Origin of the sequence: Acinetobacter sp. A2 (genome assembly GCF_012371325.1) — a bacterium.
GTDB lineage: Bacteria > Pseudomonadota > Gammaproteobacteria > Pseudomonadales > Moraxellaceae > Acinetobacter.
This window is the reverse complement of record NZ_JAAZQX010000054.1, coordinates 1-6,235: the sequence shown is the minus strand read 5'-3', so window position 1 is coordinate 6,235 and position 6,235 is coordinate 1. Positions and strand designations below refer to the sequence as shown.

Here is a 6,235-nt window from a genome sequence, read left to right as displayed (position 1 = left end):
TTACCCATGTGAGAGTAAGTCATCGCCAGCTCATTATTCTAAACACCCTCAACAATCGTTGAGGGTGTTTTTTTATGGATAAAATAAAATGTTAAGAAGAAAGACTACTAAAAATAATGAACACCAAAAAATAAAACCATCAATGGATGGTTTTAGCTACACCTCATTACACAAGAGAATTAAAGTGCATCTTTTAAGTTTTTTTGATGCTGCTTAACTTGTTTTGCATAACGTTTTCCCTGTTTTTTCATTTTCCGATTACTGTGATAACCCGTTGGTCCAACATTATAATAGGCAAGTGCTTTTAGCCATTTGCCTGACTGATTTTTATAATGATTTAAAATATAAGTGCCGCAATTGATGTTGGTGTGTTCATGATATAAATCACCAGGGCAAGTTTGTTGCCAATAGCGTGGAATGATTTGGGTAAATCCTACCGCACCAGCAGGTGAAGTCGCATACGCACGATAATTAGACTCTTGTCTGATTAAGGCCGCAACAAGTAAAGGGTCTACATCGTGTTTTTCGGAGCTTTGCACGATGATTGGTGCAACTCGATTTGCTGTATCTGGATGCACTGCATAGGCTTTTTGGATACCAGTAGATAATTTAGCTGATCGTTTTGCAATTGAACCACCACCTAAAGGTGAACAAGCCGTAATGGTGAGAGTAAGGAAACTGATACCCAATACTTTAATCGATGAGTAGTTTTTTAAAAAAGTTAGTATCATAAAAATGGTTTCTATAGATGCTGTCTAAAAATATTTGGCTTTAAGTGTATACTTTGATGGTAGTCAGCACACATATTTGAGTCAAGCAGCTGAAAGTACAGAATTGTATTATCAATCCAAATAGCCTTTTAAGAATTTTATTCATTTTCATGAATATATTTTCTGCATTTGATTGAATTAATCTATAGCGATTGATTTGTGATTTAATTTTTATTATATGACAGTTGTATGACAGTTTTTTTATTTTATATAAACTATTGGAAAAGAAGAAATAAACTGCAATTTTAAGCGGAAAGTGCGTACAATATCGGCTTTTTAACACTTTCAAAATTGCGTCTTACACAGGGAGTAAGTGTGTTAGAAGTCATTGTACAATTATGCGGTGGTATTGGTCTTTTCTTGATAGGAATGACCATGATGACAGACAGTCTGAAAGAAATGGCAGGCGAAACGCTGCGTGTCTGGTTGTCTAAATTTACAGGTTCACCCATTAAAGCCGTGCTTTCAGGTATTGGCTTGACGCTGATTGTACAGTCTTCTACAGCAACCACCTTAGCAACGATTGGTTTTGTCAGTGCAGGTATTCTCACTTTTGCCCAAGCAATTGGGGTGATCATTGGTGCAAATATTGGTACAACCAGTACAGGTTGGATGGTTGCATTTTTAGGTGTTAAATTTTCTATCACCAGTTTTGCCTTACCGTTGATTGGTATTGGCGCAATCCTCAAACTTTTTAGTCAGGGACGTGTTGCCTTATTTGGCTTGACCATAGCGGGCTTTAGCTTAATCTTTCTTGGCATTGATATGTTGCAAGTTGCAATGTCAGGATTTGCCGAACGTGTAGATTTATCAGTATTTTCAAGTCGGTCGTTAATCGCCCAATTAAGTTTGGTTTTGGTTGGCATTATCATGACGATTCTATTGCAATCGTCGAGTGCTGCGATTACTGCAACTTTAGCTGCATTGGCAAGTGGAGCGATTGATTTACAACAAGCGCTTGGTTTGGTGATTGGTCAAAATATTGGAACTGTTGCCACAGCAATCATTGCTGCTGTAGGGTCGACTGCGAATGCGAAGCGTACAGCTGCGGTTCATGTGATATTTAACGTAGTTTCAGCTGTTTTTGCATTTATTATTTTAAAGCCGTTATTCCTAGAATTGACTGAAAATCAGCGTCTGATGGCAGACTGGGATAACGTAGTCATTGTTGCAGCCTTTCACACGGCTTTTAGTTTTTGTGGCACTATTATTTTGTTGCCGATGATTCGTCAATTTGAACAACTCATTATGAAACTCATTCCTGATCAGACGCAATCGGTGTTGTGCTATCTCGATCAAGCGAGTTTGTCTGTGCCTGCTTTGGCCATCCATGCTGCATCTAAAGTAATTTATCACAGCTTATATGATGTATTGCTGATGATTAAATTGGCTATTCAAGAAGGTAGACTGCCATCTAAAGTACGCTTACAGCAATTAGATGAAGTGCTGATTCAAGTACAACGTTATTTGGAAGATATGTCGATTTCTGAAAATGAAGTAGATCAACAACGCTTAATGGCAATGCTCAGATTGATGGTGTATTTACGAGTTTTGCGTAGTGATTTGGAAAATATCAGTTTAGCAAAAGAGATTCGGACCCAACCAGCAATTTATCAAGTCGGTTTGGATTTTGTGCATATTATGGATGAGCATTTAAAAGAAATTGATGATTTTGATGTACACAATCACGTTGTCAGTTTGAATACAGAATTAACCAACCTGAAAAATTGGACTGAAGAGCAACGTGCCGATAATCGAGAAAAGGTATTGCAATACACTGCGGTCAATCAATTAAATGCAGCTACTGGATTAGAATTATTAGCAGCACAACGTTGGCTTGACCGTGTGGTTGCGCACGCACAGCGGTTGGCGAATGTTCTGGTAGAAAATTCACGTAAACCTGAATAAAAAAGAGGGCTATTTGTTTGTTATATTGCTAATAAATAGCCTAAGCAAATATGGATTTAAACTTAAGTCAGCGTATAATTTTCTAACTATTTCTTAAAGAATTCTCAAATGACACCAGCGACCAAACTTTTAAAAGCTAAGAAAATCCAGTTTTCTATTCATGAATATGAACATGATGCAAATGCCAAAAGCTTTGGATTGGAAGCTGCGGAAAAATTAGGTTTGGACGTGACTGAAGTCTTTAAGACCTTGTTAGTCAGTGATGATAAAAACTTCTTTGTTGCAATTCTTCCCGTACATCATCAATTAAATCTTAAAAAAGTGGCCGCAGCATTTTCATGTAAAAAATTGCAGATGGCAGACCCGAAGGATGCAGAACGCTTAACAGGTTATTTGGTTGGTGGAATCAGTCCGATTGGGCAGAAGAAAAAACTTAAAACAGTGATTGATCAATCAGCTCAAAAGCTAGACTACATGTATGTAAGTGGCGGTAAACGAGGTTTAGATATTGGTTTGTCTCCAGCAGATTTGGCACAAGTACTAAATGCTAGTTTCGCTGAAATTGTAGATGCTTGAATTGAGTATTCTGAGTATTTTTTACAATAAAATATAGTCCTTGTGAGCAAATAAGATAATGATTCCAAATGAAGTGCTTATTGTGAGGTAATGCCTTTACAAAATTTACAAGAGAAAGGTTGAATAAAAATATTAATAATATATTATAAAAACATATATTGTTTTGAGTTAAAAGAATGCATGATTATCTGCTGGCATTAATTGGTGGTGGGCTGCTGGGACTTGCAGTCGTGGGTTATTTATATGTCCATGGCCGTATTGCAGGTATTAGTGGCTTGCTCGCTCAGGTGTTGAATCCACAGACTTTGTTCAAAACGCCTGCACTGTGGTTTGTGTTAGGTATTTTTGTTGTGCCGTTTTTTTATGGAATTTGGGCAACTCCAGAAATTGAGCTGAATGCAAGCCCTTTAATGATGATCGTTGCGGGTTTATTGGTAGGCTTCGGTACGCGTTTAGGTTCGGGCTGTACCAGTGGTCACGGTATTTGTGGCATGAGCCGTTTGTCTAAACGCTCTATGGCTGCTACAGGTACGTTTATGTTGGCAGGTTTTATTACCGTGTACGTTATTCGCCATATCACAGGAGCATTCTAAATGAAAAACTTCTTGGCCTTCATTTTTGGTGGTATTTTTTCAATTGGACTTATGCTTTCTGGAATGTCGAATCCTGAAAAAGTTTTAAACTTCCTTGATCTTTTTGGGCAATGGGATGCGAGTCTGGCCTTTGTAATGATGGGTGCGATTGCTGTTGCATTTGTTCCATTCCAAAAATTGGTGCGTCAGCCTGAACCGAAAACATTGCTGAATGAACCGATTGAGCTACCAAAACAAACGCAGATCGATTCTAAATTGATCACTGGTAGTTTTATTTTTGGTGTGGGTTGGGGAATTGCAGGTATTTGTCCTGCGCCAAGCTTAACTTTAATTGGATTAGGCTATTATCAAGCGATCTATTTTATTATTGCCATGTTGGTGGGTATTCTAATTCATCGTAAGGTTGCAGGAGTATAAGATGCGAGCAGACATTCAGCATTTTTTTGATGAAAATACCAATACATTCAGTTATGTTGTAAGTGATCCTGCAACGCATCAATGCGCAATTATTGATAGTGTTTTGGATTATGACGCTGCATCAGCAACTACTTCAACAACGCTTGCTGATGAAATTATTGCTTATATTCGTAAAAACCAATTAACGGTTGAATGGATTTTAGAGACGCATGTGCATGCAGATCATCTGACCGCTTCACAATATTTAAAGGCTGAGTTAGGTGGCAAAATTGCCATGAGTCATAAAATTTCGATCGTGCAGGAAACATTTAGCGCCATTTATAACTTAGATATTAAATATTTTAATTCGCATCAATCGTTTGATTATTTATTTGATGACCATGAAGCATTTACTATCGGCGAGTTAAAAGCCTATAACATCCCAACACCAGGGCATACACCTGCATGTTTAAGCTATGTGATTGGTGATGCAGTTTTTGTGGGCGATACCTTATTCATGCCAGATTACGGTACGGCGCGCTGTGATTTCCCAAAAGGAAGTGCAGGGCAATTGTATGATTCTGTACAAACACTCTACGCGCTGCCTGAAGAAACTCGGGTGTTCTTATGCCATGATTATCTACCAGAGTCACGTGAAAAATATGAGCATACTACACTGATAAAAACACAGAAAATGCAGAATATTCATATTCATACAGGTGTGACCAAAGCAGAATTTATAGAGATGCGTACCAAGCGAGATGCAACTTTAAGTATGCCTAAATTGATTCTACCATCTATACAAATCAATATGGATGCTGGGAAATTTCCTGAACCTGAAGCAAATGGTATTCGCTATTTGAAATTACCTTTAAACTATTTCAAATAAATATTTAATGCAAATGCAGTGCATGTAGAGTATTGCCTAGGACTCAAAATAGCCTAAGCAATACTACAAGAGATATAAAGATAAAAGTACCTGAATAATTTGATTTTTACCCTAAAAAACCATTAAATAGATCACTACTATGTTTTCAAGTTCGGTATCCGCTTTATGTTATTAAATTATCAGATCACGCAAAATCAACCTGAATCGACTGCTGTACCTTTGGTTTTTATTCATGGTTTATTTGGTAGTTTGAGTAATTTAGGCATGTTAGCGCGTGCATTTCAGGAACAACGTACAGTCATTCAATTAGATGTGCGTAATCATGGTAAATCAGCACATTGTGATGAGATGAATTATGCTGCCATGGCGCAGGATGTGTTGGAAACTTTGGATGCACTAGATATTCAGCAGTTTTCTGTAGTGGGGCATTCAATGGGAGGTAAGGTGGCGATGACTTTAGCACCACTTGCCGCTGAGCGTTTACAGCAGTTAGTTTTACTGGATATTTGTCCTTTCGCGTACCCCGAAAACCGCCATGATCAAATTTTTAAAGCACTCTTTGCTGTGCAAGATGCGCAGGTAGAAAGTCGTCAGGCAGCCATGGAAATTATGCGCCAGCATCTTAATGAAGAAATGGTGGTGCAGTTTCTAATGAAATCTTTTAGTAAAGGACAGTGGCTGTTTAATTTGAATGCTTTGCGCACTCATTATGCAGAAATTTTGTCATGGCATACGGTGCATAGTCTTGTAGATACATTGTTTATTCGTGGTGGAAATTCACCTTATATTCAATTGCCTGAGCATTTTGCCGCAATTGAAGCACAATTCCCACATGCAAAAATTGAACAAGTGGCTCATGCGGGACATTGGTTGCATGCTGAAAAAACAGCTCAAGTATTAGAATACATGACAGAATTTTTAGATTGAGCCATTTTTGATTGCGAGCAAGTTTGAGCTTAAATTTTTGCTTAGGCCGATGCATTATAAAGGTGTGTTGGCTGTTCCTTAAAATGTAATCAAACATACTCAAGGACTAATTCGCACTCTGTTAATGTCTTGTTGCCAAGCGTGTAACTAGAGCCTGAGTCGGTCAGTTCCGACTT

Annotated in this window: 7 protein-coding genes; 6 read left to right on the top strand and 1 reads right to left on the bottom strand. The window is 37.9% G+C overall.

The genetic code is table 11. The annotated features are described in order from the left end of the window. Positions 1 to 179: 179 nt before the first annotated feature. Positions 180 to 731 carry a lytic transglycosylase domain-containing protein gene (locus HHA43_RS12910; RefSeq protein ID WP_168419517.1) on the bottom strand — a complete coding sequence of 184 codons (552 nt, stop codon included), beginning with the start codon at positions 729 to 731 and terminating at the stop codon, positions 180 to 182. 354 nt (positions 732 to 1,085) lie between these two features. On the opposite strand from HHA43_RS12910, the gene HHA43_RS12905 reads away from it, so the two are divergent. The 6 genes from HHA43_RS12905 (at position 1,086) to HHA43_RS12880 (ending at position 6,059) form a co-directional block, all read left to right on the top strand. After that, entirely contained in the window at positions 1,086 to 2,678 is a 1,593-nt protein-coding gene (locus tag HHA43_RS12905; RefSeq protein ID WP_168419516.1) for a Na/Pi cotransporter family protein, read from the top strand. Positions 2,679 to 2,786: 108 nt separating this feature from the next. Beyond that, positions 2,787 to 3,254: a Cys-tRNA(Pro) deacylase gene (gene ybaK / locus HHA43_RS12900; RefSeq protein WP_168419515.1), complete on the top strand. Its 468-nt coding sequence runs from the start codon at positions 2,787 to 2,789 to the stop codon at positions 3,252 to 3,254. Positions 3,255 to 3,430: 176 nt separating this feature from the next. Then, positions 3,431 to 3,847 carry a YeeE/YedE family protein gene (locus tag HHA43_RS12895; protein WP_168419514.1) on the top strand — a complete coding sequence of 139 codons (417 nt, stop codon included), beginning with the start codon at positions 3,431 to 3,433 and terminating at the stop codon, positions 3,845 to 3,847. Beyond that, the gene (locus tag HHA43_RS12890) at positions 3,848 to 4,264 is read left to right on the top strand and encodes a DUF6691 family protein (RefSeq protein ID WP_168419513.1); all 417 of its coding nucleotides are present in this window, start codon (positions 3,848 to 3,850) and stop codon (positions 4,262 to 4,264) included. Position 4,265: 1 nt separating this feature from the next. Next, positions 4,266 to 5,132: an MBL fold metallo-hydrolase gene (locus HHA43_RS12885; RefSeq protein WP_168419512.1), complete on the top strand. Its 867-nt coding sequence runs from the start codon at positions 4,266 to 4,268 to the stop codon at positions 5,130 to 5,132. A 165-nt stretch (positions 5,133 to 5,297) separates the two neighbouring features. After that, positions 5,298 to 6,059: an alpha/beta fold hydrolase gene (locus HHA43_RS12880; RefSeq protein WP_168419511.1), complete on the top strand. Its 762-nt coding sequence runs from the start codon at positions 5,298 to 5,300 to the stop codon at positions 6,057 to 6,059. Positions 6,060 to 6,235 lie beyond the last annotated feature (176 nt).

Bases quoted from the DNA above. Each gene is read 5' to 3' on its own strand.
- HHA43_RS12910 (WP_168419517.1), bottom strand. From the start codon at position 731: ATGATACTAACTTTTTTAAAAAACTACTCATCGATTAAAGTATTGGGT.
- ybaK (WP_168419515.1), top strand. From the start codon at position 2,787: ATGACACCAGCGACCAAACTTTTAAAAGCTAAGAAAATCCAGTTTTCT.
- HHA43_RS12895 (WP_168419514.1), top strand. From the start codon at position 3,431: ATGCATGATTATCTGCTGGCATTAATTGGTGGTGGGCTGCTGGGACTT.
- HHA43_RS12890 (WP_168419513.1), top strand. From the start codon at position 3,848: ATGAAAAACTTCTTGGCCTTCATTTTTGGTGGTATTTTTTCAATTGGA.
- HHA43_RS12885 (WP_168419512.1), top strand. From the start codon at position 4,266: ATGCGAGCAGACATTCAGCATTTTTTTGATGAAAATACCAATACATTC.
- HHA43_RS12880 (WP_168419511.1), top strand. From the start codon at position 5,298: ATGTTATTAAATTATCAGATCACGCAAAATCAACCTGAATCGACTGCT.